The 26,985-nt window shown below is 69.8% G+C and carries 21 protein-coding genes and 1 pseudogene; 5 read left to right on the forward strand and 17 right to left on the reverse strand.

Annotation, left to right across the window (positions count from 1 at the left end; all coding sequences use genetic code 11):
- Positions 1-20: 20 nt before the first annotated feature.
- The 5 genes from AB5J53_RS37505 to AB5J53_RS37525 form a co-directional block, all read right to left on the reverse strand.
- Positions 21-1,466, reverse strand: a complete 1,446-nt coding sequence (locus AB5J53_RS37505; protein ID WP_369250051.1) for a family 43 glycosylhydrolase — start codon at positions 1,464-1,466, stop codon at positions 21-23.
- A 19-nt stretch (positions 1,467-1,485) separates the two neighbouring features.
- Positions 1,486-2,967, reverse strand: a complete 1,482-nt coding sequence (locus tag AB5J53_RS37510) for a family 43 glycosylhydrolase (RefSeq protein ID WP_369250052.1) — start codon at positions 2,965-2,967, stop codon at positions 1,486-1,488.
- Between the two features lie 159 nt (positions 2,968-3,126).
- A complete protein-coding gene (locus AB5J53_RS37515; protein ID WP_369250053.1) occupies positions 3,127-3,849 on the reverse strand; it encodes an FAD:protein FMN transferase in 723 nt (240 codons plus the stop codon).
- Between the two features lies 1 nt (position 3,850).
- Complete coding sequence (locus AB5J53_RS37520) at positions 3,851-4,285, reverse strand: FMN-binding protein (protein WP_369250054.1); 435 nt, start codon at positions 4,283-4,285, stop codon at positions 3,851-3,853.
- A 10-nt stretch (positions 4,286-4,295) separates the two neighbouring features.
- A complete protein-coding gene (locus tag AB5J53_RS37525; protein WP_369250055.1) occupies positions 4,296-5,633 on the reverse strand; it encodes a ferric reductase-like transmembrane domain-containing protein in 1,338 nt (445 codons plus the stop codon).
- A gap of 151 nt (positions 5,634-5,784) precedes the next feature.
- On the opposite strand from AB5J53_RS37525, the gene AB5J53_RS37530 reads away from it, so the two are divergent.
- Entirely contained in the window at positions 5,785-6,474 is a 690-nt protein-coding gene (locus AB5J53_RS37530) for a response regulator transcription factor (protein WP_369250056.1), read from the forward strand.
- Positions 6,471-7,976: an ATP-binding protein gene (locus AB5J53_RS37535; RefSeq protein WP_369250057.1), complete on the forward strand. Its 1,506-nt coding sequence runs from the start codon at positions 6,471-6,473 to the stop codon at positions 7,974-7,976. The genes AB5J53_RS37530 and AB5J53_RS37535 overlap by 4 nt, the downstream gene beginning before the upstream one ends.
- A gap of 410 nt (positions 7,977-8,386) precedes the next feature.
- Here AB5J53_RS37535 and AB5J53_RS37540 read toward each other — a convergent pair whose 3' ends face one another.
- The 9 genes and pseudogenes from AB5J53_RS37540 to AB5J53_RS37580 form a co-directional block, all read right to left on the reverse strand.
- On the reverse strand, positions 8,387-8,953 hold the full coding sequence (locus AB5J53_RS37540; protein ID WP_369250058.1) for a YcxB family protein: 567 nt from the start codon (positions 8,951-8,953) through the stop codon (positions 8,387-8,389).
- A 248-nt stretch (positions 8,954-9,201) separates the two neighbouring features.
- A pseudogene (locus AB5J53_RS37545) lies at positions 9,202-9,501 on the reverse strand (CoA-transferase); the annotation flags it as partial.
- A gap of 207 nt (positions 9,502-9,708) precedes the next feature.
- The gene (locus tag AB5J53_RS37550) at positions 9,709-10,446 is read right to left on the reverse strand and encodes an SDR family NAD(P)-dependent oxidoreductase (protein WP_369250059.1); all 738 of its coding nucleotides are present in this window, start codon (positions 10,444-10,446) and stop codon (positions 9,709-9,711) included.
- Complete coding sequence (locus AB5J53_RS37555; RefSeq protein ID WP_369250060.1) at positions 10,443-11,369, reverse strand: fumarylacetoacetate hydrolase family protein; 927 nt, start codon at positions 11,367-11,369, stop codon at positions 10,443-10,445. Before AB5J53_RS37555 ends, AB5J53_RS37550 begins: the two co-directional genes overlap by 4 nt.
- Before the next feature lie 7 nt (positions 11,370-11,376).
- Entirely contained in the window at positions 11,377-12,309 is a 933-nt protein-coding gene (locus tag AB5J53_RS37560) for a VOC family protein (protein WP_369250061.1), read from the reverse strand.
- Between the two features lie 5 nt (positions 12,310-12,314).
- The gene (locus AB5J53_RS37565; RefSeq protein WP_369250062.1) at positions 12,315-13,313 is read right to left on the reverse strand and encodes an amidohydrolase family protein; all 999 of its coding nucleotides are present in this window, start codon (positions 13,311-13,313) and stop codon (positions 12,315-12,317) included.
- A complete protein-coding gene (locus AB5J53_RS37570) occupies positions 13,310-14,440 on the reverse strand; it encodes an FAD-dependent oxidoreductase (protein ID WP_369250063.1) in 1,131 nt (376 codons plus the stop codon). The genes AB5J53_RS37565 and AB5J53_RS37570 overlap by 4 nt, the downstream gene beginning before the upstream one ends.
- A gap of 23 nt (positions 14,441-14,463) precedes the next feature.
- Positions 14,464-15,420 (reverse strand): cyclase family protein, encoded by a 957-nt coding sequence (locus AB5J53_RS37575; protein ID WP_369250064.1) that lies wholly within the window; start codon positions 15,418-15,420, stop codon positions 14,464-14,466.
- Positions 15,417-16,409: a fumarylacetoacetate hydrolase family protein gene (locus AB5J53_RS37580; RefSeq protein ID WP_369250065.1), complete on the reverse strand. Its 993-nt coding sequence runs from the start codon at positions 16,407-16,409 to the stop codon at positions 15,417-15,419. Before AB5J53_RS37580 ends, AB5J53_RS37575 begins: the two co-directional genes overlap by 4 nt.
- Positions 16,410-16,533: 124 nt before the next feature.
- Between AB5J53_RS37580 and AB5J53_RS37585 the strand changes: the two genes are divergently transcribed.
- Together AB5J53_RS37585 and AB5J53_RS37590 are read left to right on the forward strand one after the other, a co-directional pair.
- Positions 16,534-17,493, forward strand: coding sequence for a LysR family transcriptional regulator (locus AB5J53_RS37585; RefSeq protein ID WP_369250066.1), 960 nt, complete (start codon positions 16,534-16,536; stop codon positions 17,491-17,493).
- 153 nt (positions 17,494-17,646) lie between these two features.
- Positions 17,647-18,897 carry an MFS transporter gene (locus tag AB5J53_RS37590; RefSeq protein ID WP_369250067.1) on the forward strand — a complete coding sequence of 417 codons (1,251 nt, stop codon included), beginning with the start codon at positions 17,647-17,649 and terminating at the stop codon, positions 18,895-18,897.
- A 44-nt stretch (positions 18,898-18,941) separates the two neighbouring features.
- Here the strand turns inward: AB5J53_RS37590 and AB5J53_RS37595 are convergent, their stop codons facing one another.
- The 3 genes from AB5J53_RS37595 to AB5J53_RS37605 all read right to left on the reverse strand — a co-directional run bounded on the left by AB5J53_RS37595 (position 18,942) and on the right by AB5J53_RS37605 (position 25,693).
- Positions 18,942-19,133, reverse strand: a complete 192-nt coding sequence (locus AB5J53_RS37595) for a hypothetical protein (protein WP_369250068.1) — start codon at positions 19,131-19,133, stop codon at positions 18,942-18,944.
- A gap of 134 nt (positions 19,134-19,267) precedes the next feature.
- Positions 19,268-23,674, reverse strand: coding sequence for a hypothetical protein (locus AB5J53_RS37600; RefSeq protein WP_369250069.1), 4,407 nt, complete (start codon positions 23,672-23,674; stop codon positions 19,268-19,270).
- A gap of 825 nt (positions 23,675-24,499) precedes the next feature.
- A complete protein-coding gene (locus AB5J53_RS37605) occupies positions 24,500-25,693 on the reverse strand; it encodes a magnesium and cobalt transport protein CorA (RefSeq protein ID WP_369250070.1) in 1,194 nt (397 codons plus the stop codon).
- Positions 25,694-25,839: 146 nt separating this feature from the next.
- On the opposite strand from AB5J53_RS37605, the gene AB5J53_RS37610 reads away from it, so the two are divergent.
- Positions 25,840-26,982 carry a winged helix DNA-binding domain-containing protein gene (locus tag AB5J53_RS37610; protein WP_369250071.1) on the forward strand — a complete coding sequence of 381 codons (1,143 nt, stop codon included), beginning with the start codon at positions 25,840-25,842 and terminating at the stop codon, positions 26,980-26,982.
- The last annotated feature ends 3 nt before the right edge of the window (positions 26,983-26,985 follow it).

The following is a 26,985-nucleotide window of genomic DNA, read 5'->3' on the forward strand; positions in this document are numbered from 1 at the left end:
GCAAGATACTCGGCGGCGGACTACTCGGCGTAGAACGTCGCGTCCGCCTTGGCCGTCGTCGTGTCGGCGGGCTGCGTGTAGAGCAGGTAGTTGTAGTGCCGGACGTAGCGGCCGGGGGAGCTGTACGACTCGAAGGAGACACCGGAGGCCGTGTCGGCGAGGCCCGCCCGCCGGTAGAAGCTGGCGTCGCTCCTGAAGGCGGCGGTCCCGTCGTCCTTCTCCACCCACACCTCGTAGTTCTTCTGGTGGAGGTAGTAGCCGGGGTAGTTCGTCGACTCCAGGGAGACGGTGCCCGTGCCCGCGAGACCGGTCACCACGCGGAACTGGGAGTCGGCGAGATTGGTGACGTTGGGCTCGATCTTCGCCCGGAAGTCCCAGTGGCGGATGGAGCGGTCCGGGTAGTTGTACGAGGAGAAGCGGACCGGGGAGACGCCGTCGGCGACCGGAATGCCGAAGTTGGGGGTGCCGTCGGAGTTCCAGTAGATCTTCTGGAGGCGCGTGCGGCGGTTCGGGTCGTTCAGGGGGTCGCCGGTGATGTCCTTGTAGTTGCGGTCGTGGTAGACGAGGATGTCCGACTTGCCGTCCTCGGAGACGGTGAACGAGTTGTGGCCGGGCCCGTATTGGGAGGTCGCGGCGTTGGTCTTGAAGACCGGCTGCGAACCCTTCGTCCAGGAGGCCGGGTTGAGCAGATCGGCGGAGGCGGACGCGGTCAGCATGCCCAGGCAGTAGTTGGCGTCGGTGGCGCTGGACGAGTACGTCATGAAGACCTTGCCGCCGTGCTGGATGACCGCCGGGCCTTCGTTGACCTTGTAGCCGACGGTCTCCCAGGACAGCGTGGGCTGGGAGATCTCCACCGGCGTGCCGCTGATGCTCCAGGGGTTGGCCAACTTCGCGAGGAACAGGCTGGTGTTGTTGTCCTCTGCGGGATTGCGCTGGGCCCAGGCGAGATAGCGGACGCCGTTGACGACGAAGGTGGTGGCGTCCAGCGAGAAGGAGGACACCGGGGTGGCGATCTGGCCCTTCTCGGTCCAGCTGCCGGTCAACGGGTTCGCGGCGCTGCTCTCCAGGACGTACATCCGGATCGCCCACACATCACTGGTCGACCCGGCGGCGAAGTACACGTACCACTTGCCGTCGATGAAGTGGATCTCCGGCGCCCAGATGTGAGCGCCCATCACGCCGCTGGCGTGCTTGGTCCAGATCGTGGTCTCCGGGGCCGTGGACAGGCCCTGGAGCGTGGTGGCCCGGCGCAGCACGATCCGGTCGTACTCCGGGACGGTTGCCGTGAAGTAGTAGTAGCCGTCGGTGTGCTTGAAGATGTGCGGGTCGGCGCGTTTCTCGGCGATCGGGTTGGTGAAGGTCACGGCGGGCGAGGCCGGGGCGACCGCGTGGGCGGGCGTACCGGCGGTCATCAGGGCCAGCGTGGCGAGGACCGCGGTCAGCAGGCGGCCGATGAGACGTCTCATGATCCTGGGTCTCCGGATGTCAGACGGTGGGCTTGAGCTGCCACTGCTGGCAGGTGTTGTTCAGCCAGGTCCACTGGCGTACGTCGGTGCCGTCGCCCGTACCGCAGTCGGCCACGTCGGCGACCTTGCCGCTGTTGGCGTTGGAGATCCGCACGTAGTCGCCACCGGTGTAAATGAGCCGGAACTTCTGGCAGTTGTTGTTCAGCCACGACCATTGCCGCAGATCCGCCCCGTCGGCGGTGGAGCAGTCGGCGGTGTCCATGACCTTGCCGGTGGCGACATTGACCAGGCGGCTGGTGTCGTTGCCCTGGTCCTCGATCCGCCACTTCTGGTTGGCCCCGCCGGTGCACGTCCACTGGAAGATGTTGGTGCCGTCCGCGGTGTTGCCGCCCTGCACGTCCAGGCACTTGCCGCTGTTGCGGTTCACCACGGTGTACGCCGTCGGGGTCGCCGCCGTCTCTCCGGAGGGGCCCGCGAGGCTGGTCCCGGTCGCGACCGGGGTGCCGAAGTTCGGTGTGCCGTCCGCGTTCCAGGTGAACTTCTGCGCCCGTGTCGTACGACCGTTGCCGCAGCCGCCGCTCGAGGAGCTGTTGGCGTGGTAGACGATCCAGTTCTCGGTGCCGTCCGGCGAGGTGAAGAACCCGTTGTGGCCGGGCCCGTAGACCCCGGCGGCGTCATTGCGCTGGAAGACCGGGGTCTGCTTCTTCGTCCAGGACGCGGCGGAGAGCGGGTCGCTGCCGGTCAACTCCAGCTGGCCGAGCTTGTAGTCCGCGGTCTGGCAGTAGCTGGCGGAGAACGTCAGGAACGTCCTGCCGTTGTGATACAGCGGCTCGGGCCCCTCGTTGACCGGGGCGCCGGAGGTCTCCCAGCTCAGCGTGGGGCTGGAGATGACGGTGAAGGCGGAACTGCCCAGCGTGTACGGGTTGCTCATCGGCGCGATGACCAGGCTCTGCTTGCTGCCGCCTATGGAACCGCTGCCCACCAGATACAGCTTGCTGTTGTACTGAAGGACGGTGGCGTCGATGAGCCAGCCGCCCGGGTCGAGGTTGGAGCCGGTCAGGCTGTTCTTGTAGGTGTACGGGCCCATCGGGTCGGAGCCCGCGCTCTCCAGGACGTGGGTGCGCTGGGTGTCGCAGCAGGCCGCTCCGCTCTGCGCCCCGGAGTAGTACAGGTACCAATGGCCGTTGAAGAAGTGGATCTCCGGCGCCCAGAAGTTCGCGTTGCGGCCGGAGGTGGTGTCCGTCCAGATCTGCACGCTCGGGGCCGTCGAAAGCCCCGCGAGCGTCGGCGACTTGCGCATGGTCAGCTCGTTGGTGAACGAGGTCGTCACCAGGTAGTAGTTGCCGTTGTAGTACTCCAGCCAGGGGTCGGCGCCCTTCTGCGACTTGATCGGGTTGGTATACGGCCGCCCGTCGGCCGCGGACGCGGGCTGGCTGACGAACGACGCGAGCAGGGCCAGCAGCGCTGCCCCCAGGACGAACCAGCGGCGGGTGCGGAACACGGCGAGTCCCCTTTGACGGCCCGAATGTTCGATATCTCGTACGCTGTACGGAGCTTCGACCAGAAGATAGGTTTCCGGCAGGGGCACGTCAACGCTTCCGACAGGTTTCGATTCCGGTTCGACGCAAGGCACGTGCGGGCCGCGGGTGGGGCCGGCCGGTCAACCGGCGACGGGGAACCCCGCGGTGCGCAGCACCCCGCGCCCGGCGTCGACGGCGAACACCTCGCAGCCCTCCCGCGCGGCGGCCCATTCGACGCCCTCCGCACCCATGGCGAACGCCGCCGTCGCCGTCGCGTCCGCCTCGGTCAGCGACGGCGCCACGACCGTGACGCTGAGCAGGCCCGTCGCCGCACGGCCGGTGCGCCCGTCGAGGATGTGGTCGCCCCGTTCGTACCGCGCGGAGGTCGCCACCGCGCCGTCAGTGATCTCCAGCACGGCGCACAGCCGGTCGGCCAGCTCGGGATGCCGTACGCCCACCCGCCAGGGACCGCCGTACGTCACCACATCACCACCGGCGTTGAGGCAGAACCTCCTCACCCCGCGTGCCGCCAGCAGCTCCGCGGCCCGCTGCACCGACCAGCCCTTCACCACCGCGCACGGGTCGAGGCCGCGGCCGTGCAGCCGTACGTCGAACGCGCCGTGGCTCGCGACCCGGTACTCCTCGCACAGACCGAGGACTTCGACCAGATCGCGGCTGAGCTCATCGGGCTCCAGCTCGCCCCGGTCCAGGCGTGACACCTCGCTGTCCGCGAGGAAGGGGCTGAACCGGGCGTCGACCTCGCGCAGCCACGCGAACACCGGGTCCGCGGTCTCGTCGTCGACGAGTTCGTCGTCGATCCGGAGGGAGACCGGGAACCCCATGACGTGTTCGACGCGGCGCACCTCATGAACCCTTCGCGTCGAGGGCCGCCTGAAGCGACTGGACGTATCCCTCGCTGGTGATCGTGGCGCCGGACACCGTGTCGATGTCGGCGCTCTGCGCCCGCAGCGTCTCCTTGATCAGCACCGGCACGGCGGCCGTGGTCTGCGGGTGGTTCGGCTGCTGGAGCATGCGTACGGAGCTCATCTTGTCGCCCTCGAAGGTCACCTCCACCTGCACGGTGCCCTTCGAGGTGTTGACGGTGGAGCCCTGGACGACCTGTGGGGCGGCGGCCGACGTGGACGGCGAGGCCGAGGACGAGGACGACGCGGTCGACGAGGGAGTCGGGGTCGGCGCGACGACCTCGGTGGTCGTCGTCGTAGTGCTCGACGGTTCGTACCGCCAGAGCGGGATCAGCCCCGCCACGGTCAGCACCACGACAGAAATGGCTCGCTTCATGACGTCCCCCTCATCCGGCCAGGCTGAAGCGCTCGGCGTGTATCTGCTGCTTGGGCACGCCCAGGTCGCGCAGGGTGCGCAGGACGGCTCCGGTCATGCCGGGCGGCCCGCAGACGAAGACGTCCCGGTCGGCCACGTCCGGCACGAGCCGGGCGAGCTCCCGGGGGGCCAGCTTGTCGGGCGTGGCGGGACCGGTGATGACGTGCAGCTCGGCGCCCTTGGCGTACGCGAGTTCCCGCAGCTCGTCGAGGAGTACGGCGTCGCGGTCCGTGGCCACCCGGTAGATGAGGACCCCATGGCCGTACAGCTCCTCCAGCAGGGCCCGGATCGGGGTGATGCCCACACCGCCGGCGATGAGCAGGGTGTCCGGGCGTGTCCGGTGCAAGGTCGTGAACGCGCCGTACGGGCCTTCGGCGAACACCCGCGTGCCCACCCGGAGGTGGCGCAGCGCCGCGGTACCGTCCCCGGCCGTCTTCGCGGTCAGCCGCAGACTGCGGCCGTCCGGCGCGGCCGACAGGGAGAACGGATTGGCCTGCCACCAGCGGTCCTTGGTGAGGAACCGCCACAGGAAGAACTGGCCCGCCCGCGCGGGCAGCCGGTCCAGGTCCCGCCCCGTGATGTAGATCGACACCACGTCGTCGGACTCCGGCACCACGGCCGAGACCCGCAGCCGGTGACGCAGATTCCGCCACACCGGAAGCACCAGCCGCCCCAGGAACACCGAGCCGAGCGCGGCTCCCCACAGCGCCCACCAGTAGGCGGTGGCGGCGGACGACGTGGTGAAGGTCGTGCCCACCGCGACCTGGTGCGTGAACGCCAGCACCACCGCCACATACGTGTAGAGGTGGATGAAATGCCAGGTCTCGTACGCCAGTCGGCGTCGGGCGAAGCGCGCCGACACCGCGCCGATCACGATGATCAGGGCCAGCGCGACGACGGCTCGCAGGACGCCCTCGACCGTCGTGGCCAGTTCCACCAGCTCGTCCACGAAGGACATGGACGCCGGCTGCGCGTAGCCGAGAATGATGAACGCCGCGTGCGACAGCAACGTCCACAGGAGGCCGAAGCCGACCCAGCGGTGCCAGGACGTCAGCCGGTCCATGCCGATCCGGTGGTCGAGCCACGGCAGCCGGGCGACCAGCAGCAACTGGAAGGCCATCAGCAGCGCGCCGTACAGCCCGGCCAGCCGGCCGATCGCGATCAGGGTGCTCGAGCCGAGTCCTGCCTGGAGGAAGAACACGGTCACCACGCCCGCGTTCGCGGCCAGCACGGCGTACAGGCCGGCACGGGCCACCACCTTGGGACGTACCGCCGTGGGAGGCGGCTGGACACGTTCGACAGTGGTCACGGAGGGCAGCTCCTCGTTCGGGTGTGGGGACACCGAGCCTGCCCGGTGGGAGCTGTCGTTTTCCTGTCGGTCAACTTTCAAGTTTTTATCGATGTCGATCAGGAGCGACCGCGGGTATGGCGTCCCGAGGCACGTGAAGCACTATGAGCAGGTGGAAAAAGTGCGCCTTCTGGTCGTGGACGACGACCCTCCCATCGCGGATCTCGTGGCGACGGTCGCCCGCTACGAGGGCTGGGAGGCCGTCACCGCGCACTCCGGCGAGGAGGCGCTGCGCCGGGCCGCCGAGTTCCACCCCGACATCGTGGTGCTCGACCTGATGCTGCCCGGCCTCGACGGATTCGCCGTCCTGGACCGGCTGCGGCAGTCCGGGACGATGGTGCCCGTCGTGTTCCTCACCGCGCGGGACGGTGTCGCCGACCGGGTCGCGGGCCTCACCCGCGGCGGCGACGACTACCTGGTCAAACCGTTCGCCGTGGAGGAGCTCATGGCGCGGCTGCGCACCGTGCTGCGGCGCAGCACCGGCCCCGGCTTCCAGCGGTCGGTGCTCCGGGTCGCGGACCTGACGATGGACGAGGACACCCGCGAGGTGCGCCGCGGCGACCGGCTGCTCACGCTCACCCCCACCGAGTACGAGGTGCTGCGCTACCTGATGCGCAGGTCACCCACCGTGCTGACCAAGGCGCAGATCCTCGACCACGTCTGGGAGTACGGCTTCGGCGGCCGCTCCAATGTGGTGGAACTGGTCGTCAGCCGGCTCCGCCGCAAGCTCGAGGACAGCGGCGAGCCGCTCATCCACACCGTGCGGGGCATCGGATACGTGGTGCGGCAGGTCGCCGAGTGATCGGGCGCCATTGGCGGGCCTACCGCAGACTGCGCCTGGGCACCCGGCTCGCCCTGGGCATGGGCGTGCTGTCGCTCGTCGTGTTCGCGGTCGTCGGCACGGCGCTGACGACATACATGCGGGACTACCTGGACCGCCAGCTCGGCGAGCAGATGAAGCTCGTCCAGGTCACCCAGTCCAAGGACGCCCAGGCGCACAGCACCGTGCAGCGGCAGCCGTACTACGGCTGGTACACCGCCGTGTACGACCTCTCGGACGGCACCGCCGTGCTCCGCAAGCCCGCCGACGTACCGGCGGACACCGCCGCACTGACCGCCGCCGCGGAGGCGCTGCCACCGGCCGGCTCCGAGCACATCCTGCGCAACGCGGACATCGCGGGCAAGGGCACGTACAAGCTGCGCGCCTGCGAGGTCGAACCCGGGGTGGTGCTGGTCACGGCGGCGCCCATGGCGGATCTGCAGGGCACCATGCGGCAGCTGATCACGGTCCAGGTCGTCGCCTTCGCGCTCGCCCTGCTGGCGCTCGTCGTCATCGGCCGGGCGGTGCTGCGGCGCGGCCTGAAGCCGTTCAGCGACATGGCGCACACGGCCCGCGGCATCACCTCGCACAACCTCACCGGCTCGGCGCGGCTTCCGGTGCGCGCCGGGGGCGGGAAGGGCGGACCGGAGGTCGAGGAGCTGCGCACCGCGTTCAACACCATGCTGGAACACATCGACGACGCGTTCGCCGTCCGCACGGAGGCCGAACAGCGGCTGCGCCGGTTCGTCGCCGACGCCTCGCACGAGCTGCGCACCCCCCTGATGTCGGTACGCGGCTACGCGGACCTCTTCCAGTACGCGGCGGCCAACGCGCCCGAGGAACGCGAGAAACACCTGGCGCGGCTGCGGGCCGAGGCCGCCAGGATGGGCGTACTCCTCGACGACCTGCTGCTGCTCGCCCGCCTCGACGCCGCCGAGGTGGAGACACCGTTGCGGCTGGAGTACGCGGACGTGGCGGAGCTGACGCGGGAGGCGGCGGACGCCTTCCGCGCGGGTCACCCGGACCGCGAGCTGACGGCGACCATCGGCCCGGACCCCGTGCGGCTCAGGCTGGATTCCCTGCGCATCCGGCAGGTGCTGGACAACCTGCTCACCAACGCCGCCGTGCACACCCCGGCCGGTACGAAGGTGAGCGTGGAGCTGTCCGTCCCGCCCGGCGCGGCGGTCATACGCGTCGCCGACTCGGGACCCGGCATCCCGGCCGCCGAGCAGGAACGCGTCTTCGACCGCTTCTACCGCGTCGACAAGGCCCGCAGCCGCGACCGCGGCGGCAGCGGCCTCGGCCTCGCGGTCGCGCGCTCACTGCTCCGGGCGCACGGCGGCACCGTCGACGTGACCAGCCGCCCGGGCTCGACGGCCTTCACGATCAGGCTTCCCCGTGCCGAGGACGGCGCCGTCCCTCGCGCGAGGGACGGCGCCATGGCTCGCGGGAGGGACGATCCCCAGCAGCGCCCACTGCCATGATGACCGGTGTGCACCGTGCGACGGCTTGGCGTGAAACCTGGAGGGGAACGCAGCGGTGAGCGGCGGAACTCCCTTACGTGGGTGCCGTGTTCGGGACACTGCTCGGGCTGCTCGCCGTCCTGGAATCGCTCGCCGAAGCCGTCGCCGCCCATGGGTCGATTCCCCGCATGTTCGCCGACGCCACCACGCACACCGGTCCGCACGGCAGCGCCGCCGGCGTGCAATTCGGGGAGATGCGTGCCAGGCGCCGTAGCCGCGCCGGGCTCCGGGCGCTGCTCCCGTCGCTGCCGCCGAATCGTGCGCCATGCTTCCGCCGCCTTCGTCTGCGAGCTGCCGATGAGGCCCGCAGCGGGGCCGGCCAACCTCGCCGAGAGCCTGACCATCACCCCACGAACGTCCAGACACGTGCGTCACACGCGAGTGGTGTGCTGGTCCAGGAGGGCCCGCAGCCGGTCGAGGTCCCCGGCTTCACGCACGCCCCGCTTGGGCAGGACATCGAGGCACATGATGTTGGGGTCCCGGCTGAGCAGGACGAAGTGACCTGCCGTCTCCCGGTAGCCCTGGAAGACGGACCACTTCTGGACCAACGTGCTGTGGTCGCTGCGGCAGGTGATCCCGGCCGGAGACACGGTGGCGCGGTACTCGCCCTGCCATCCGATGATCCGCTGCACGTGGGCGGCCTGTAGCCGCGGGTACCCCCACACCACCAGGACGACGAACAAGAACAGAACGGTCGAGACCACGTCGACACTCCCGCGGCTCACGGCGGAGACCAGCCAGGTCCCTACCCACAGTGCGAGGAACACGCCCCGCAGCAGTAGCCCGGTCCGCTTGATCCGCTCACGGACCCGCAGGCCAACCAGTGTGTCGGCAGACTGGGGCCGGTACACCAGCTGGACCGCGGTCTGCTCGTCCACGACATCGTCAGAGATTTCCGCGCGGTTGTTGGTGCCTTCGGCGCTGCGGCCCTCGGCCATGATCCCTCCCCGGTACGAAGATCCGCGGATCCTATCGAACCTCAGTGCGGGGGCGAACGGCCGCCGACGACGCCCTCCGCGATCGCGACGCCATTCGCACCGGCGCCTCACCCCACCACGTCCCCGACGAGATCCTCGAAGTCCCGGCCGTCCCACACATCCGCACGGGCAAGAAACTCGAAGTCCCCGTCATACGCCTCCTCCAGGGCGCCCCCGCCCTCGAGAGCGTCGTCAGCCCTTCCCGGCGGTCAGCAGGCCGCGGTGACGGCGTCGGCGCCCAGAGGTGCGGCGGTCTTCGCGGTGATCTCGTCGTACGTCACTCCCGGCGCGGTCTCCACCAGCGCCAGGCCGTCGGGGGTGACGTCGAGGACGCCGAGGTCGGTGATGACGCGGTGGACACAGCGTTCGCCGGTGAGCGGAAGGGTGCACTCCCGGAGGATCTTCGCGGAGCCGTCCTTGGCGGTGTGTTCCATGAGGACGATGACGCGGCGGGCGCCGTGGACGAGATCCATCGCTCCGCCCATGCCTTTGATCATCTTGCCGGGGATGCGACTGCTCGTCCGTGACGTCCAGCGGACCGGGGGTGAGGGCGGTGCCGCCCGCCTTCGCGACGAGGCGCTGGGTTTCCAGGGCGCCCTCGTGCAGCAGGTCGCCGCCGACGACGAGCGCGCCCTCGGCCGCGAAGCGGAGGGCAGCCGCCCGGCCCTGGCCGCGGGCCGTACCGGAGATCAGGGCCACCTTGCCCTCGAGCCGTTTCACGACGCCGCCTTGCGCAGCGAGTCGGAGATGGACTTGACGCCGCCGTGCGCGGTGAGCCCGCCGTCGACGGGGATCTCGGCGCCGGTGATGAAGGACGCCTCGTCGGACAACAGGAACACCACGAGCGGGGCGACCTCGCCGACCGTGCCGGTGCGGCCGAGCGGGGTCTCGTGGAGGTTCGTCTCGCGGAAGGCGGGGTGGGCGGAGGCGGTCATCTCCGTCTCGATGAAGCCGGGGTGGATGGTGTTGACACGGATCCCGCGCGGACCGAGTTCGGTCGCGGCGGTCCTCGACAGCCCGCGCAGGGCCCACTTGCTGGACGTGTACGCGACCGGGTAGTGGCCGGTGAGTGCGGCGGACGAGCCCACGTTGACGATGGACGAGCCGGGCGGCATCAGCGGGGCGAGATGCTGGATGCCCAGGAGTGGTCCGGTGACGTTGACGGCGTGGACGCGCGCGAAGTCCTCGGGTCGTACGTCGCCGAGGCGGGCGCGCCAGGTGATGCCCGCGTTGTTGACCAGGCCGTGCACCGCGCCGTACGACTCCCGTAGTTCGGCGGACAGTTGGGCCCAGTCGTCCTCACTGGTGACGTCGAGCCGGCGGCAGCCGCCCTCCGGCTCGGCGTCGGTGGCGATGACCCGGGCGCCCTCCCGGGTGAGTGCCTCGGCCTCAGCGGCGCCCTGGCCGCGGGCGGCTCCGGTGATGACCACGACCTTGCCGAGGAGCCTCTTCACGGCCGCTCCCGCGTACGTCGGCGCGCGGCCGGCAGCGGCACCGGATCGGTGCCCTCCACCACGGTGTTGGAGGTGGAGCCGATGCCCTCGACGGTGAGCGTGACTGTGTCACCGGGCTTGAGCGGCGGCGGATCCTGCCGCCCCCGTACGCCCCACAGCTCGGCCAGACAGCCGCCGTTGCCGCAGGTGCCCGAGCCGAGGATGTCGCCGGGGCGGACGACGGTGCCCCGGGAGGCGTAGGCGACCATCTCCTCGAAGGTCCAGCTCATGTTGGACAGCAGGTCCTTGCCGACGACCTCGCCGTTGACCTCGGCGGTGAGTGCCAGGCGCAGGAAGCCGTCGGCGTCGCGGTACGCGTCCAACTCGTCGGCGGTGACCAGGTACGGGCCGAGGGTGGCCGCCGTGTCCTTGCCCTTGCACGGGCCGAGGCCCACCCGCATCTCACGGGACTGGAGGTCGCGCGCGGACCAGTCGTTGAAGATCGTGTAACCGATGATGTGATCACGGGCCTGTTCCGGGGTGAGGTCGCGGCCCTCGCGGCCGATGACGGCGGCGACTTCGAGTTCGAAGTCGAGGACCTGCGCCCCGGGCGGCACGGGCACGTCGTCGTACGGTCCGACGACCGCGTACGGATTGGTGAAGTAGAAGGTCGGGGCGTCGTACCACGCGTCGGGCACCCCGGCGGCTCCGTCCACGGACCGTCGTACACCTTCGACATGCTCCTCGAAGGTGACGAAGTCGCGGACGGTCCCGGGCTCCAGCGGTGGCAGCAGACGCACGTCGGCGAGGGGGACGGCGGGGCCCACCGGGGACACCCCGAGGGCCTCGACCGGTGAGGTGCCGTCGGGCAGGGGGCGTACGACGGCGTCCTCGACGACGCCACACAGACGGCGGCCTTCGTGGACGTAGGTGGCTATGCGCATGCGTCCCTCACACCGGCGGGGCGACGAACACGCCGCGGTCGACGTCGTTGAACGACTCCTTGGCGACCAGCTCGTTCATGGGGTTGGCGGTGCCCCACTGATCGGCCACGTCGGGCTGGGAGAAGTCGTAGACGTGCGGGTGCCAGGTGTCCTCGTCGAGGACCTCCAACTCTGTCGTGTACTCGATGGTGTTGCCGTGCGGGTCCAGGAAGTAGGTGAAGGTGTTGTCGCCGGCCAGGTGGCGGCCCGGACCCCAGATCTTCTGGTGGCCGGCCCGGATGACGCGGCCGGAGCCGCGCATGTACTCGTCGATGCCGCGCATCTCGAAGGAGATGTGGTGCAGGGCGGTGTGCGGGCCCTGGGCGATGGCCATGGAGTGGTGCTGGCTGCTGATGCGCATGAAGTGCATCGCCTCGCCCATCTTCGGATGCATGAGGGTGTCGGAGAGGCGGAAACCGAGGTGGCGCTCGTACCACTCCCGGGTCCGGTTCAGATCGGGGGAGTTGAGGACGACGTGCGACAGCTTGACCGGGATCGCCTCCTTCTCCTCGATCCTGCGGTGCTGCCGTACCTCGACCTCGGCCGAGACCTCGATCGTGCGGCCGTCGACATCGAAGAAGCGGAAGCCGTAGCCGCCGCCGGGGGTGTCGACCTTGCCCGGATGGGAGAGCAACTGCACGCCTCCGGCGAGGAGTTGCTCGGCGAGCGTGTCGACGTCGTCCACTGAAGCGGCGCCGTACGAGACGAGGTCCAGCCGCTTCTCGTCGGCCTTCCGCAGCCGTACGACGTACTGCTCGGGCGAGCCCTCGGCGGCCAGGAAGGAGATGCCGGGGTCCTCGGCGACCTTGGTCAGGCCCCAGACGCCGGAGTAGAAGTCGAGCTGCTTGTCGTAGTCGGGCACGGCGAGGTCGACGTGCCTCAGGTGGGTGAGCAGACGCATGATGGTCAGTCCTTCCGGAGGAGGGCGGCGGCGTTGCCGCCCCGTACGGCGTGGAAGTCGGCGTCGGGCAGCCGCGCGGTGCGCAGCGCGCCGACCGGGTCCTCGGTGCCCATGTCGAAGGGGAAGTCGGAGCCGAGCAGCACCCGGTCGGCGCCGGCGGCACGGATCAACTCCCGCAGCACGTACGGGTCGTGGACGAGAGAGTCGAAGTAGAGGCGCTTGAGGTAACTGCTGGGAAGGTGGGCACAGCCCGCGCCGGCGTCGGACCGGGCGGACCAGGCGTGGTCGGAACGGCCGATGTGGGTGGGGAGGTAGCCGCCCCCGTGCGCGGCGATCACCTTCAGCTCCGGATGCCGGTCCAGAACCCCGGAGAAGATCAGATGGGAGAGCGCGACGGCGTTCTCGGTGGGCTGCCCGACGACGTTGGACAGGTACCACTGGTCCAGCCGCTCGTCGAGCGTGCAGCCGAAGGGGTGCAGGAAGAGGATCGCGCCCAGCTCCTCGGCCCGCGACCAGAAGGGCTCGTACGCCGGATCGGACAGTTCCCGGCCCGGTGCGTGGCTGGAGATCTCGACGCCCAACAGGCCCAGTCCCAGGGCGTGTTCGAGCGCGCGGACCGCCTGCTCCGGGTGTTGGAGGGGGACGAGCCCGAGCCCCTTCAAGCGACAGGGCGCCGGCGAACAGTGCGCGGCCGTCGCCTCGTTGGCGAGCAGGTACACCTTCTCGGCCGTCTCCTCGTCCGCCCAGTAGTGGTAGTGCGAGGGGGACGGGCTGACCAGCTGGACGTCCACGCCCTGCGCGTCCATGGCCGCCAGGCGTACGGCGACATCGGTCAGCCGAGGGACGCGCTCGCGCACCATGGGGCCGCTGACGGCGAGGGCCGCGGGGCCGTTGCGGCGGGCGTCGAGCGCCCTGGCCTCGGCGAGTCCGGGGAGGTCGGCCACCAGGGACTCCACCTCGGGGAGCAGAACGTGGGCGTGCACATCGACGGTGGGGGTGGTCACGGCGCTTCCTTGAGGAAGTTCATCGTGCGGGCGATCAGCCCGGGTACGTCGGCGTCACGCACGCCGTCCAGCTGCCACTGGCCGAGCTGCACGGACGCCTCGACGACCGTCCGCACCCGTGGGACGCGGCGCTCGTAGTAGGCCTGGAACAGCTCGTCGTCCCAGTCCCGCCCGCCGGTCAGCAGCTCGGCGAGAACGGAGGCGTCCTCCAGGGACAGGGCCGCGCCCTGCGCGAGGGTGGGCGGGCAGCAGTGGGCGGCGTCGCCGATGAGCACGATCCGGCCGCGGTGCCAGGAGCCCTCGACCAACAGCCGGTCGAACCAGGTGTAGTTGACCTTCGCCGGGTCGGTGATGCTCGCGGTGATCTCGGGCCAGGCGCCGCCGTAGCTCTGCGCGAGCCCGCGCATCTCGTCCGCGTACGTGGCCGGGTCGATGGACGCGCGGTCGCGGTTGGCCTCGACGAGGTAAGCGTAGATGGTGTTCTCGCTGGTGGGGCAGTAGCCCGCGATATAGGCCGGGCCGCCGTACGCCAGGTCGGTGCGCGTGACGCCCGCCGGACGCGGGGCGGGGGTGCGCCAGATGGCCATGCCGGTCGGCTCGGGCTTGTCGGTGATGCCGATCGCCGCGCGGGTCGCGGAGTTGAGGCCGTCGGCGCCGATCACCAGATCGTAGCGGCCCTCCGAGCCGTCGCTGAAACGCACCCAGACACCCTCGGCGTTCTGCTCCAGGGCCTCGGCGGTGGTGCCCAGGCGTATGCCGGCGCCACAGGCGCGCACCGCGTCGATGAGGATCTGCTGGAGCTGGGGGCGCTGCATGCCGACCGTGGCGGGCAGGTCCTCGCCGCCGGTCCGGATGTCCTCGTTGGCGAACAGGAGGCTGCCGTCGGGGGCGGTCACGCCCAGCGAGCCGAAGGCGTATCCGGACGCCTCGACCTGTTCCCACACCCCCAGTTCGCGCAGGACGCGCAGGGCGTTGCCCTGGAGGGTGATGCCGGAGCCGGTGGTGGCGTTCCAGTCGGGCCTGGCCTCGATCAGGTCCACGGCGAGGCCGGCGCGACGCAGCAGGATGGTGATGGCGTTGCCGGAGGCGCCGCCGCCGACGACGAGGACTCTGCGGGTGTCTGTCATGGAGAACTCCCTTGTTCCGCCGGTTACTTGACGGCGACCGGATTGACCGGGGAGCCGACGGCTCCGGTTATGGGCAGGGGCGCGGCGGTGAGCCAGAACTCGTACACGCCGTCGCGCGCGCAGTCCGCGGCGAGCGCGTCCAGGTCCCACATCTCGCCGATGAGGAGGCCGATGTGGGGGATGGCGACCTGGTGCAGCGGCTGGAAGGCGTGCTCGAACTCGTTCGGCCGGACCTCGAAGCCCCAGGTGTCGGTGGCGATCGCGGCGATCTCGGTGCGGTGCAGCCAGCCGGCCGTGGTGAAGGACAGGCCGGGCGAGGCACCCCCGGCGTAGTCGCCCCAGCCCTCGCGGCGGGCCCGGGCGAGCCGCCCGGTGCGCACGACGACGATGTCGCCGCGGCCGACGGTCACGCCGTGGGCCGCGGCCGTCCGTGTCAGGTGCTCCTCGGTGATGGCGAAGCCGTCGGACAACTCGCCTTGGGAACCGATCACTTGGCCCACATCCAGAAGCACGCCGCGCCCCGCGACGTGCGGCGCCATGTGCTCGATGCCGGTGACCAGATCGCCCTCGGAGGTGACGACCTTCTCGGCCGGCCGGCCGTTCCAGGCGTTGCCGTGGTCGAAGATATGCCCGAGCCCGTCCCACTGGGTGGAGCACTGCAGCGGCATGGTGATCACGTCGTCGGCGCCGCCGATGCCGTGCGGAAAGCCCTGGTTGCCGAGGGCCGCGTCGGTGCCGGTGTCGAGCATGGTGTGCACGGGGTTCGTCCGCCGCCGCCAGCCCTTCTGCGGGCCGTCCATGTCGAACCGCTGCGAGAGCGAGAAGCTCACTCCCCGCCGGACGAGGGCCGCGCCCTCGCGGCGCTTCGCCTCGTCGAGGAAGTTGAGGGTGCCGAGCACGTCACCCGCGCCCCAACGTCCCCAGTTGGAACAGGACTTGGCGGCCTCGGCGATCGCGCCCTCGGGGTCCTCGCGATTCACGCGTCCTCCCCGACACATCGGGTGCGCTGAGCGCCCAGCCCGGTGATCGAGGCGTCCATCACGTCGCCGTCGCGCAGCAGCCGTCCCCAGTGCATGCCGTTGCCGGCCGGGGATCCCGTGAGCACCAGGTCACCGGGGAGGAGTCGCGCGGTGCGCGAGGCGTACGACACCAACCGCGCGATGCCGAAGATCATGTCCTTGGTGGACTCGTCCTGCATGGTCTCGCCGTTGAGCTTCAGCGTGACCCGCAGGTCACCCGGGTCCGCGATCGACTCCGTCGGGACGATCCAGGGGCCTAGCGGCGTGAAGCCGCGCGCGTTCTTGCTGCGCAGCCAGTCGGTGCCGATGGCGGGCATGTCCCGGCGGAAGACGGTGGCGCGGTCGGTGAGGTCGTTGGCGATCGTGTACCCGGCGACGTGCTCCAGCGCCTCCTCGACGGACACCCGGTAGGCCGGCCTCCCGATGACGGCGGCCAACTCCAGCTCCCAGTCGGGCTTTTCGGCCCAGGCAGGGAGGACGACGTCGTCGTACGGGCCCGTGATCGCGCTCGGCAGGCCGATGAAGACGTAGGGCAGATCCTCCTCCGCCCGCCGGTCCATGATCTCGGCGATCTCCGCGCGCGCCTCTTCGACCGTGCGGGGGTCGTCGGGGGAGCGGTGGGCGACCTCCAGGTCGATCACGTGCTGCCGGTAGTTGGCACCCGACTGGAAGACCTGGCGGGGCTCGACGGGTGCGTGCACGTGCAGGCCGTCGAGCGAGCGCCAGTCACCGGTCGTGCCCGCTGCCAGGGCGTGCAGACGGGGGAGCGTCTCCTCCCAGCGCTCGAAGATCCCGCGCGTGGTCAGCGTGGGCTCGTCGAGAGCCGTACGAAGGTTCAGCACATTGCCCTCGGGGACCACGAGACCTGGGAAGAGCTCCTGGTCGGGGGCGGAGAGGGTGCCGAGGGCGAAGGGTCCGGAGAAGGACGCGGAAGGGGCTGCGGGTTTCACGGGGATGTCCTCCTGATTGCGTTGTGCCTAATCTGGCCCCGCACCTCGTAATCTGGGAAATCGATTCTGTGGATGAGGATCATCCAAGCCGTTTATGGTCCTCACTCGTGTTCTGGAGCACGCCGTGAACCTGGCCAGCCTCGACCTCAACCTCGTCGTCGCCTTGCGCGCGCTCCTGGAGGAGCGCAACGTCACCCGCGCGGGCAAGCGGATCGGCCTCAGCCAGCCGGCGATGAGCGCCGCCCTCGCCCGGCTCCGGCGCCACTTCGACGACGACCTGCTCTCCCGCGTCGGCGGCCACTACGAGCTGACCGCCCTCGGCCAGGTCCTCCTCGACCGCACCTCGACCGCCTGCGACCTGCTGGAACGCCTCTTCACCAGCCAGGCCGACTTCGACCCCGCCACCGAGTCCCGCGAGTTCACGATCGTGGCCTCCGACTACGCGGTCGCGGTCTTCGGCGCCGAACTCGCCCGCAGCCTCCACCGCGAGGCGCCGGGCATCCGGCTGCGCTTCACCCAGACCCCGACCGGCATCGTCGAGGCGGCCGGCACCCTGCTCAGCACGACCGACGGCCTGCTCATGCCGCACGGCATCATCAGCGACTTCCCCGCCACCGAGCTCTACCAGGACCAGTGGGTCTACCTGGTCGCCGACGACAACCCGGAGGTGGGCGATCACCTCACCCGGGACGACCTGGCGCGGCTGCCGTGGGTGACCTACCAGCGCACGTACGACGCTCCGGCCGTCCGCCAACTGGGCATGCTCGGCATCGAACCGAGGGTCGAGGTGTCCGTCGACAGCTTCCAGGTGCTGCCGTTCATGGTGGCCGGCACCCGCCGCATCACCCTCATCCAGGAACTCCTCGCCGAGCGGCTGCGCGGCCTCGCCCCCGTACGGATCATGAGGGCCCCCTATGCGGCCGTACCGCTCCAGGAGGCCCTGTGGTGGCATCCGGTCCACACCCACGACGCCGCGCACATCTGGCTGCGCGAGACGGCCGCGCGGGTCGCCGCCTCGGTGAACGGGCAGGTCATCCACGGGGCGGATGAGGGCGATCCGGCAGTTCGATCGCCCGAGGGCTAGGCGCCGGGGGCGAGCTGGTCGATAGTCGGGGCAGTTCCTGACGCCCGCTGTCCCGGGCGCAGTCCCCTCGGGTGCGCGGGTGCCCCGCGCCATGGCGACGGCCACGGCGGCGGTATGGCTCCGCACCCCCTGCCACCGCTCGTGGAGCCCCGCATGCCCGGATCCGTTCCCCTGCCCGCGCCCGCCGTCCCCCCGGACACTGCCGAGAACGCGGGCCCCCTGCGCGCCACGCTCCTCATGGCCGGCAGCTGTCTGCCGGTCCTCGGCGCCGTCCTCATCGCGCCGGTGCTGCCCAAGATGCAGGACCACTTCGACTCGGTCCCCGGCGCCAAGGCTCTCGTCCCCGTCGTCCTGACCATCCCCGCGCTCGCGCTCGCGCTGCTGGCCCCGTTTGCCGGCGTCATCGTCGACCGCCTCGGGCGCAAACGCCTGCTGGTCGTAGCGACCGTGCTGTACGCGCTCTTCGGGACCGCCCCGCTCTGGCTGGACTCGCTCGGCGCGATCGTCGCAAGCCGCGTCCTGGTCGGCATCACCGAGGCCGCCATCATGACCTGCTGCACCACACTGATCGGCGACTACTACACCGGCCGGGTACGGGATCGCTACCTCGCCCTGCAGACGATGTGCGCCTCCGCCGCCGCCACCGCGTTCTTCGTGCTCGGCGGCGCGCTCGGCTCGGCGGGCTGGCGTGCGCCGTTCTGGATCTACGCCGTCGGTCTCCTGCTCGCCCCGGCGATGGCCGCCGCCCTGCCCAAGCCCCGACCGGTTGGCGCCCCCGCGGACGAACTTGCCGCCGAGGCACGGCCGTTCCCCGTACGGCGGCTGGCAGGTCTGTGCGTGCTGACGTTGTTCGGCGCCACGATCTTCTACACCGTGCCGGTGGAAATGTCGTACCTGCTGGACGACTTGGGCGTGACGTCCACCGGCGTCGTCGGACTGGCCACGGCCCTCGCCAGCGCCGCCACCGTGGTGGGCTCGATCGCCTTCACCAAGCTGGGCGGCGAACCCGTGGGCAGGCTGCCCGCTGTCTTCGCCCTGTGCGCGGCCGGATTCGTGGTGATGGGCTTCGCCGGCAGTCCCGTCGTCCTGGTCATCGGGGCGGTGCTCAACTGCCTCGGCTGCGGCGTCCTGTTGCCCTCCCTGCTCACCGTCGCGATGTCCAAGCTGGACTACGTCGACCGCGGCCGCGGCACCGGTCTGTGGACGGCGGCGTTCTTCGCGGGTGAGTTCGTCTGCCCGCTCCTGCTGATCGCCGTCGAGTCGGCGGTCGGGAGCCTGTCCGCCGCCGTCGGTCTGCTGGGTCTCGCCTCGGCCCTGACAGCAGCCGGACTGCTGCTGTCCCGTCGACGGGTGACCATCGCGGAGGAGGCCCCGCGTCCTGTTCGGCCTTCGAGAGTGCGGTGACGTCGCTCGGCTCGCCGCCGCCCGCGTTCTTGTGTCAGGGGCTCTTAACCTTGCCCTCCGGACTCGTACAGGCCGCCGATGATCAGTATCGCGGCCGGGAGGAAGATGAGCCCCGTCGCCATGAGCCAGCCCATCTTCCTCGACGTCTTGCTCGCGACCTTGGCGCACAGCCACCAGGCAGGCCCCAAGTACAGGACGAGGAAGACGAGGACGATGAAATCGGCACCTGAACCCATGACCGCTTGCCCGCTTTCTTTGCTGTGCCCATGCTATGTGCGCCGGTCGCCGAGGACCGGGCTCGCCGTTCGCCCGTTGTCGCGGGGGCCGCTCCGGCACAAGCGGGCGGCCCCCGCGACACGAACGTCACACGCTACTGTGTGTAGTTGTCCGAGAACCGGTTCGCCGGATCGTCGCAGTGGACGACGTTCGACGGCCGGTAGCCGGGTCCGTCCCCGATGACCGGGACGGGCGGCTCGACATTCCACGGGTTGCCGCCGCTTCCACGGGTGGCGGCACTGCAGGTGCCGAAGGCGTTGCCGTTGGGAGCCGTCAGCGGGAAGTTGGAGAAGTCCTTCCAGTCTCCTCCGCTGATCCTCGAGTTCGACGGACGGCCGAGGTTGTCGGTCATCCTGTCGTCGATGTAGAGGTACAGGTCGGGCATGTAGCTCTGGAACACGATGCCGTTGTGCGGCGCTGCATCCCCGTTCTCCTCCTGATGCATCGGCTTGACGCTGCCGTCCGCGCAGAACGCGGCGGCGACGTCCTGCCAGATCGGAGGCGCGTTGCCGATCATGCTGCCGAAGACGTTGTTGTCCCCGCTGTTCTTGAAGAACATCGAGTAGATGTCTCCGGCGAAATTCTTGACGGCGTAGTTGGTCTCAAGGTTGGAGTTGATCTTGTCGACCCAGGCCTTGACGTTGTCGTTGATGTACTTGTGGGCGACCATCGGCCGGTAGCCGTGGACGCCGCCGCCGACAGCGCGGAAGTCCACGCACGAGCGGTCCGCGTTCAGGCGTGCGCCCCGGAAGTGGGGGAAATACGCCTGCCCGGGGGTGTCGCCGTCGGTGTACGGGTGTGAGGTGAGGACGTTCCCGTACTCGAGGGCATCCTGGGTGGTGTAGTCGATGTCCGGCTTCGGGATGCCGTAGTCGGCTTCGATGGCCTTCATGATGTTGGTCACGAAGTACGGAAGGTGGGCGTTGCCGACACGGACCCGGTAGCTCGCCCCCTCACTGCCGGAGACGATCTTCCCGCTGTCGTCGGACACGAACGTCACGTCGACGTCGCTCTTGATCTTGTAGCTGTTGTCGCCCTTCAGCGCCACACTCGCGGGCTGCGAGGGATCGGGCCGCTGATTGGACATGCCCATCCATACGGGGATCGACATGGCGGGCGCGGAGCCGTCCGAAGTCGGCTTCTCCCCGCCGGCCTTGATGTCCTTGTACCACTGGTCGGCGGCGTCCCAGGTCTTCTGACCGGTGCACTCGCCCACCGCCTTGGCGGTCGGGCAGCGTGCCTCGTAGCTGAGACCGCGCGCGTCCGCCCCGGGGTTGTCCCAGCGTGGGCCTTGATACGCGAGCCCCTGACCCCAGTCGTGCAGGGTCTTCGCGTTCCGCAGAGGGGTGTACATCTCCTCCGGCATGTTGGAGTCGAGGTTCTGGTTCGGGTCGAAGATCGCGGCCGCGGTCAGCGAGCGGTGCACGAACTTGCCCTTGACGGGCTGGAAGGCGACGGCGCCCCAGGCGATGTCGTCGTCGGCGGAGCCGTCCGTGGGCGTGTAGGACGACAGGCTCACGCTCGGGGCGGAGGTGAACTTGTAGGCGCCGAGTGACACCCACTTGCCGCTGTTGCCGTCCTGGTTGACGTACCGGTCGTAGGGTCCGCCGACCGCGCCGTTGACGACGTAGTGGGCCCGCCGTGTCTGCGCCCCGGTGTCGGGAACGTGCACGTACACCTGGGCCAGGTCCATGCTCTCGCCCAGGGTCCAGGTGCCGTCGACGGTCATGTAGCCGCTGGGACCGCCGAGATGAGACCTGTCGCGGGTGTGGGCGTACCAGAAGTGGCCGCCGTAGCCGCCGCCGACCTGGTGCAGGTCCGCCTTCGCTTCGTAGCGGCCCTCCGTGCCCGGGTAGAACGTGAACTGGAAGGTGCCCGAAGAGGTCACCTGCCCGCAGTCGCTCCACGATTCGGTTCCGTTGGGGACGGAGGCTACGACGTGGGAGCCGGTGGGGGCGCCGGAGCACACGGGGGTCCCGTTCTTGAGTCGGTAGCCGCGTCCCGGCTCCGGGATCTCCGTCTGGTACTTGATGTTCTCGTGACCGCAATCGTTGGCGCAGTTGGTCTTCCACTGCACGCTGGGCTTGTTCCACCAGTACTTCGCGTAGCACGCCTCGGTCTTGCAGTCCGGCGGCGTGTTCGGGTCGCAGTTGTTGTTGCCGTTGCAGAAGGTGCTCAGCGGCGGCGAGACCTGGCTGCGCTGGCCAGGGGAGGTCCACCAGGCGGGCTGGAAGCCGGCCGAGGAGAACCCGGACTCACCCTTCCAGTCCTGACGGCCCGAGGTGCCGTAGGAGAAGCCGGTGTCGATGGACCAGGCGGACCAGCCCATCACCTTCTCCTCGTACGGCCAGTCCTGCGGATGCGCCGCGTCCTTGTTGGCTTCCGAGCCGTCCACGGAGGTGTCCATGAACGGGTGGCCCCAGCTCTTCTTGTAGAGCGGGTTGGCCGGGTTGTTGTACCAGCCCAGGCCCCAGTGCCCGTCGTGCTTCGACGCTTCCGACGGCGGGTTGAAGCCGAGGTTGTAGTTCCACACGGCGGTGAACCAGTTCTCCACCATGGACGGGTCGTCGTTGTTGACGGTGACCTTCTGCGCGTCCGTGTGGACCTCGTTCCACTTGCTGGCGAGGATCTTCATGGAGGCGGCGATGTTCGTCGCGTAGTCGACCGCCACGGCCTTCTGCAGGGCCGGGGAGAGGCTGGTCTCGTTCGTCTTCTCGTGCCCCGCGAGGCGCATGCCGTCGGTGACCTGCCCGACGCCATAGCCGCAGTCCGACTTGTCCCAGTTGATCTGCCAGTAGGCGTCCGGGTCACCGTCCACGGCCTTGTGACCGTAGTAGCCGTCCACGGCGGCGAGGGGGCTGCCCATCTGGCCGGGGATCGAACCCCCCTCGGCCTGCCACAGGTTCGACTCCTGGGCCATGATGCCGAGGAGTACGTTGGCCGGGATGCGCCCCTTGCCGTCGCCGCCCTTCAGCGTCGGCGGGGGAAAGAGGCCCTGCGGGTCGATGGAGCTCATGCCGGTCTGGTTGCGGTAGCCGCCCTGCCGGATCACACCGGCGTGCAGCTTGCCGCGTACGGCCATGTCGACGGCCCATTCGACCTGGTTCGGGGTCGGCTGCAGCGCCTGGGCTCCGGTGTCGTTGCGCGAGACGGAGCACCAGCGGTCGGTGTCGACCGGGGTGTGTGACACAGCGGCCGCGGCGGTGCGCGCCAGCTTCTTCTTGCCGGGCGATCCGCCGTCGGTGAGGGCGGGCGAGAAGGTGCTCGTCCCGGCGGAGGCCGTCGTCTCGTGGACGGACTGGGTGATCTTCTCGCCGGTGGTGGTGGCGGTGGAGGTCACCGTCGTCGGCGCGTCGGACGTCACTGTTGCGGGGGCCTGCGCGGGCCGCTCCTGCGAGGAGGCTTCGGCCTTGGTGAAGCCCTTGCCCGAGTTCTTGATCCGTTCCAGGCCGGCGCGGACGCCGGGAGTGAGGACCGGGTGGACGGCGAGACGCCCCAGGGTGGAGATGTCCGTGTTCGAGGGGGCGTCGATGCGGGTGACCCCGGTGCCCTTCGTATGAGGGGTGCCGGTGGGGTGGCCGGTGAGGAACACCCGGCCCGCCGCGCCCTGCGTCAGGTCGAGGTCGCCGACCTTGCCCGAGGCGATGACGGACGGTTTGGCGTGACCCGTGAACAGCTTGGCGCGCGCGGTCGTGTCGCCGCTGCGGTCGACGAAGGCGATCTGCCCGTGTGCGGTGGGGCGGATGTCGAACGGGGCGCTGTCCGCGGCGGTCAGGTTCTTCACCTTGCCGGACCGGTCGATGTGGACCAGGCTGCGGCCGCGTGCGGCGACCGTGCCGTCCTTCACCGGAACAGCGCTGGTGACCTCACCGCCTGTCACGGTCGTGCCAGTCGTCTGCCCCGCCGTGTTCACGGTCACTACGCGCGACTTCGTGCTTTCCGGGTCGTTCATGTCCCGGTAGGCGGTGAACGCGGCAGTGTGGGTGTCCGGGTTGCAGGACGGGTCGAAGTAGGCCAGCGAAGCCGTGAACGGCAGCTTCGTGACGGTCCCGCTGTCGAGGTTGACGATCGCGGTGAACGCGCCGCCTTGCATCAGATCCGGCTTGTTCGTGAACGTGCGGGGCGCGTAGACGACGGCAGCGTGCGCCTGGTCGATGACGCACTGGTTGCCGATCCACGTGTCCGCGGGCATACCGGGCTCGGCAAGGACGGCCGCGGTCTTCCACGCGTACGCCTTCGCGCTGTCGGCGACGAGGACGTGCACACCGTCGGTGTCGGCGGCAACGGTGACAGCCCGGTCCTTGGAGGTGTTCCAGCCCTTGCCGAGCTTGCTGCCCGGATGGGTGATCCCGCCGGGAGGCGCCGGTGGTGTGGCGTGGCTGCGGCCGGGGTTCGGCTTGGACGCGGCGGTGGCGGGCGCTGCTTGCAGGAGGCTGCCGGTCAGTGCCGCGCATGCCACCACAGCGGCCAGCGGCGCGCGTGTTCTTCTTCTGGGTCTCAAGAGAGAGTTTCCCCGCTTCTCGTTGAGTGGTCTCCCGTGCCTGGTCGGGGCACGGTTCGGCCCGCCTGCGGGCACAAGGGCCTGAAGGACGGGTGGTCTTGGTGGTCAGCCGGTTGCGCCGACAACCGCGTGGACGACAGCACGGACGGTCTCTGGACGGTGCGCCTGCTCAGGGGCGGTGGCGGCGATTGGCCAAGTCCCCGCGGAACGCGGTGAATCAGCCCACGATGAGTTCGTCGCCGTCGCCGAACCGGTCGGCGGCGCCTTGGATCACGGCCCCGCTGATGTCGGCGGTGTGGGTGTAAGCGCGCGTCAGAGCCCCGCGAACAGGCCGCTACGTGGTCGGGAAGGGGGCGGCGGTCACGGGCCCGGGCCCTGCCGCTGGCACCGGAGTCGACGAACGAGGGCTGCTGATGTCCACGGGTGCCGGACCGGCCCCGTACAGAACGAACGAGTCGACGGCCGCCGGGGCAGCGTCGGGCGCACCGATGTTGCTGAAACGCATGATTTCCCCCTCAAGTCCCACGGCAGACGCAGGCGGCGCGGCACGTGCGACTCGAAACATTTCCCCGCTGATGGTCACGCGTCGGTGGTGGGCCGAGGACTGGTCTGGTCCATGCCCGCCGAACGCGTGGCTACTGTATGCGCAGCATGGACACGCCAGGCAACGATTTGACCGGGGCGTGACGAAAAATTGCCTCGCAGTCGATGTTCAGGACCATATTCGGGCGGGGTTCAACGTGTGTTCCCGCAGCTCGAGTTGCGTGAGTCAGTGAGGCGCTGTGCGTCGGAAGGCTTGATCGACGCGCCTTGATCCGGCCCCCTCTAGAGCCAGTCCCGCCTCTTGAAAATCACGTACAGACTGGCGCAGACCACGCCCATCAGGCCGATCGCGAAGGGGTATCCGAACGCCCAGTGCAGCTCCGGCATGTTCTGGAAGTTCATGCCGTAGATGGTTCCCACGAGTGTGGGAGCAAAGAGAATCGCGGCCCAGCTGGAGATCTTCTTGATCTCCTCGTTCTGTTCGAAGCCCGCTTCCGCCAACGCGCGCATCTCGGCGTTCTGTTGCTGGGTCACCAGCGTCGCGTTGACGGTGAGGATGTCGGTGAGGGCCTGGCGGAAGCTGTCGACGCGTTCGCTGGTGTGGGTGACGTGGTCGGCGACGTCGCGGAGGTAGCGCTGGAGTTCCTCGTCGGTGCCGTACTTGGCGAAACCGGCCATCAGGCCGTGCAGCATGCCGACCAGGGGCCGGGTGGCGCGCTGGAACTCGACCATCTCCCGGGAGAGTTCGTAGATGCGGCGGGAGACCGCGGGGTCGCCGCGGAAGACCTCGGTCTCGATCTCGTCGATGTCGTTCTGGACGCCGGAGACGACGGGGACGTAGCCGTCGACGACGGAGTCGAGGATCGCGTAGAGAACGGCCTCCGGGCCGAGCTTCAGCAGCTCCGGGGTGTCCTCCATGCGGCGGCGCACCGCCGAGAGGTCCGGCGCCGCGCCGTGCCGGACCGTGATCACGAAGTCGGGTCCCACGAACACGTGCAACTCGCCGAAGTCCACCTCCTCGGCCGCGTCCAGATAGCGCGCGGCGCTCAGCACGACGAAGAGCGTATCGCCGTAGCGCTCCAGCTTCGGGCGCTGGTGCGCCTCCATCGCGTCCTCGACGGCGAGCGGGTGCAGGTCGAACTCGGCTGCCAGGGAGAGGAGTTCGGCCTCCGTCGGACGGGCCAGACCGATCCACGCCATGCCGGACGGCTGCTCGCGCAGTTCGCGGAAGGTGTCGGAGAGGGAGGAAGGGGTCGAGACGCGTACCCCGTCGCGGTACAGGGCCGCCTGTACGACGCTGGCGACCTCGGCGGAGTCCGGTGCCGGTGCGTCAGGGCGGTGCGCGGGGGGCTGCGCGGGCGCGGCCGGAGGGTTCAGTGCGCGTCGCCAGACGGACTTCCTGGCGTCCTTGCCGTTGCCCGCGTTCTTCGCGTTTCCCGTGTTCTTCGAGGCTGAGCGGGCGCGTCGCTCGGACATCGCGGCTGCCTCCCATGTCGAACGTACGTATGCGTGATCACGGAGCAGGATATACGGGGCAAACGACCTGAGCGTGCCCAGTCGCCCCGGGATCCGGTGAGAGTTGCGGACAGAAGGTGTCCGCAAGCGGCGCTAACGTGCGGAGCATGACGAAGACGACCCCGACGGCCGCGACCGCCAGGACGACCGCGAGGACCGCGACCGCCGCCCCCGTGCTCGGCACCCGTGCCCTCAACCGCGCGACCCTCGACCGTCAGCTCCTGCTGCGCCGCTCGCCGCTGTCCGCGAAGGCCGCCGTCGAGCACCTCCTCGGCCTCCAGGCGCAGAACGTCAAGCCCCCGTACTACGCCCTCGCCGCCCGCCTCGACGGCTTCACTCCGCAAGCGCTGTCGCACCTCATGGCCGACCGGGAGGTCGTCCGCATCGTCACCATGCGCTCCACCATTCACACGCACACCGCCGACGACGCCCGCACCCTGCGCCCGCTCGTGCAGGCCGCCCGCGACCGGGAGCTGGGCAATTTCCGCAACGGGCTCACCGGCGTCGACCTGGACCGGCTCGCCGCGATCAGCCGTGAGCTGGTGGAGGCCGAGCCGCGCACCATGAAACAGCTCCGTGAAGCACTGCTCGCCGAGTGGCCGGACGCCGACCCGTTCGCGCTCTCGGTCGCCGCCCGCTGCCGGCTGCCCCTCGTCCAGGTCACCCCGCGGGGCCTGTGGGGCCGCAGCGGCCAGGTCGCGCTCACCACCGCCGAGCACTGGCTGGGCCGCCCCGCCGAGCCGGCGCCCGCGCCCGACGCGACCGTCCTGCGCTACCTCGCCGCCTTCGGGCCCGCCTCGGTCAAGGACATGCAGACCTGGGCGGGCCTGACCCGGCTGCGCGAGGCCTTCGAGCGGCTCCGGCCCCAGCTGATGACGTTCCGCGACGAGAACGGTGTCGAGCTCTTCGACCTCCCCGACGCGCCCCGCCCGGACGCGGACACCCCCGCCCCGCCGCGCTTCCTGCCCGAGTTCGACAACCTGCTGCTGTCCCACGCCGACCGCTCCCGGGTGGTGCCTTCCGACCTCAAGGGGCGCACCTGGCAGGGCAACCAGGCGTACTGCGCCCTGCTCGTCGACGGTTTTCTCGCGGGCGTATGGCGCCAGGAGGGCGAGATCCTCACCATCGAGCCGTTCGGCACACTCACCAAGGCACAGCGGGACGAGGTCGTTCAGGAAGCCGAGCGGATGCTCACGGTGATGGCGGGCTCGTCGTCGTACGACATCCGCTTCGGAGTCGTCGCCAGGTAGAGC

The sequence above is a fragment of the Streptomyces sp. R41 genome, from assembly GCF_041053055.1.
GTDB lineage: Bacteria > Actinomycetota > Actinomycetes > Streptomycetales > Streptomycetaceae > Streptomyces.